We start from the raw sequence: 2371 nt of genomic DNA, 5'->3' as shown, positions 1-2371 counted from the left end.
TGGCACTGGGTTTGGCGGCACAACGTACCAGTGATAATTGTCGAAGGTGTCAAAAAAGCGGGGGCATTGCTGACTGGTGGTTATGCTGCGATCGCAATCCCCGGTGTTAACGCTGGTTATCGCACACCACACGATGAGTACGGTACTCCCATTGGTAAGCCAAATCTTATCCCCGACTTGAAACATTTTGCAACAGAAGGCAGAGAGGTTAATATTTGCTTTGACCAGGATAATAAACCCGAAACCGTCCAGCGAGTCCGAACCGCTATCAGTCGGATGGGACGGTTGCTGATAAACGAAGGCTGTTCGCTGCGAGTGATTGATTTACCGTTAGGGGCAGAGAAAGGGGTTGATGATTTTATTGTTGCTCACGGTCAACCTGCATTTGACGCGCTCTACAACACAGCCGTTGTACTGGAGTTGTGGGAGATTAAGCTGTTTACTCTGCTGACTTATCCGCCTGCGATCGCACTTAATCAACGTTTCCTCGGTCATCTGCAAGTTCCAGAAGGTGAAAAACTGATTATCCTCAAGGCTCCCAAAGGCACTGGTAAAACCGAATGGCTGGCAACTGAGGTGGCGAAAGCACACGACCTTGGAAGGCGGGTATTAATCATCACCCATCGCATCCAGCTAGGTGAGGCACTGTGTAATAGATTTGGTGTTAACTATGTTACCGAAGTCCGCACGAATGAAACAGGGACATTATTAGGATACGGGGTGTGTGTTGATTCGCTGCATCAGGAAAGTCAGGCGCGATTCAATCCCAATGACTGGGCGAATGATGTCATAATTATTGACGAGTGTGACCAAGTATTCTGGCATTTGTCAGTATTTCGGAGAAACTGACCCCTGTAGCGATTGCTCAGAAGTTGTTGGACAAGATTGACTTGAAGTTGGATTATGTCGGTCGCTTGGGTAAGCGTGAAAATCGGGAGTGCGTTTACCAGTTTGTTGCCCCTAACGATCAGCGCGATTCGATTTTCGGGCAGTGGTTAAATCGGGATGAAGCTACTATTAGTGATTCGGTGTCAGTCACCAATAATATAAGTACAACTACACCAGTCGTTGACACAATATCCCAATCCCAGAATACTGAAGTGGTGTCAGTCATTAATAATATAGTGTTACCCACACAACTAACTGACACGACACCACACGACATTCCCCAAACACTCACCCAGGTGGAAAGTCCGGTGAACCAAGGGTGGAAGGGGCTGAAGCTGAAACTGCGACAAGGACTCAACAGCGCTGGTCAGTTCTACAGCGAGTTAGTCTCCAAGGTAGGCTTTTCTGTTGGAATTGCTGACTCTGAGCCTTACTGGAATGGGTATTTGGGGCAGTGGCAGGTTTGGGTTAAGTTTGGAGGCGGGTGTACGTCTGTGGTGTGCGATTGGTTGGCGGTGGTGTAGTAAACTAAAAAGCAATGATACATCTGATTAGCGAGGTCGATTTTCTCGCCCGTGATAGATGCGTAAGATTACAACATCATCCTCAAGAATAACGTAGTGAATTATAAAGCCGTATTTTCCAAAAAAAACTACAAGTTTTCGTAATCCTGCTATCTCATCGACAATCGCACCTCGACGGGGATTTTCTTGTAGACTGTCACCCGAAGAGACAATTGCTTGTACTGCTCGTGCTGCTGCATCAGCATTATTAAGTTTGATAAAATCGTAATGACGATTTAAGTCATCAATCGCCGTTTGCGTCCAAACTATCTGGGACATGGACGTTCTTCATCGGTTCCTAAAGAGTCTGCCCATTCACGCACACGCTCATGTGCTACTCCTGTGCCTGTTCTACGGTATGCTTCCAGAGCTTTACGGCTTTGCTCAACCATTTGGGTTTGGGTCAGTGACTGGAAATTTAATGTTGTATCTATTTCACCGAAACACAAGATTTCTTCTATACTTTGAGTAGATTCATGACTGAGTAACTGCTCAAAATCTTCTAAGTCTCCATCAGTTCCAGTCAACCATGTTTTGAGCAGACTTTTTACCTGCTCCCCTGGCAATGCCTCAAGATGCTCTAAAATTTGCTGTTTAATATTGTTGGCTGTCATATAGTATTTGATTTTTGTCGCAAAACATTAGAATTCAACGTAATACCTGCATATCTAATTCTAACTAAGCCTATACTAAACCATGTCATAACTTAGCCTTTTCCATATCCCTGACCGTATTCTCAAAGAAATACGATTTATGTCCACAGTCACAATAAAATGACGATGGAAACACTTCTATTGCCATCTTAAATACCTCGATTTACACCCCCAAATACTACCATGCTCTATGTGTTATCCGGCTTGCTGATTTAACCAAGCTTCTAAATCCGCCACAACAGAAAAATCTAATAACGCCTCTCCTAG

5 protein-coding genes are annotated in these 2371 nt (G+C 44.8%); 2 read left to right on the top strand and 3 right to left on the bottom strand.

Annotation, left to right across the window (positions count from 1 at the left end):
- Positions 1–849 (top strand): DUF3854 domain-containing protein (locus V7K32_RS11375; protein ID WP_334993172.1); only part of this gene is annotated, 849 nt, incomplete at its 5' end.
- A 41-nt stretch (positions 850–890) separates the two neighbouring features.
- A complete protein-coding gene (locus tag V7K32_RS11370) occupies positions 891–1412 on the top strand; it encodes a hypothetical protein (protein ID WP_334993170.1) in 522 nt (173 codons plus the stop codon).
- 27 nt (positions 1413–1439) lie between these two features.
- On the opposite strand, the gene V7K32_RS11365 is transcribed toward V7K32_RS11370, so the two are convergent.
- The 3 genes from V7K32_RS11365 to V7K32_RS11355 form a co-directional block, all read right to left on the bottom strand.
- Positions 1440–1730, bottom strand: a complete 291-nt coding sequence (locus V7K32_RS11365; protein ID WP_334993168.1) for a type II toxin-antitoxin system RelE/ParE family toxin — start codon at positions 1728–1730, stop codon at positions 1440–1442.
- On the bottom strand, positions 1718–2065 hold the full coding sequence (locus tag V7K32_RS11360) for a hypothetical protein (protein ID WP_334993166.1): 348 nt from the start codon (positions 2063–2065) through the stop codon (positions 1718–1720). The genes V7K32_RS11365 and V7K32_RS11360 overlap by 13 nt, the downstream gene beginning before the upstream one ends.
- A 234-nt stretch (positions 2066–2299) precedes the next feature.
- Positions 2300–2371 (bottom strand): DUF4351 domain-containing protein (locus V7K32_RS11355; protein WP_334993174.1); only part of this gene is annotated, 72 nt, incomplete at its 5' end.

Source organism: Nostoc sp. (assembly GCF_036917635.1).
Taxonomy (GTDB): Bacteria; Cyanobacteriota; Cyanobacteriia; order Cyanobacteriales; family Nostocaceae; genus Nostoc.
This window is presented reverse-complemented; position numbering and strand designations above follow the sequence as displayed.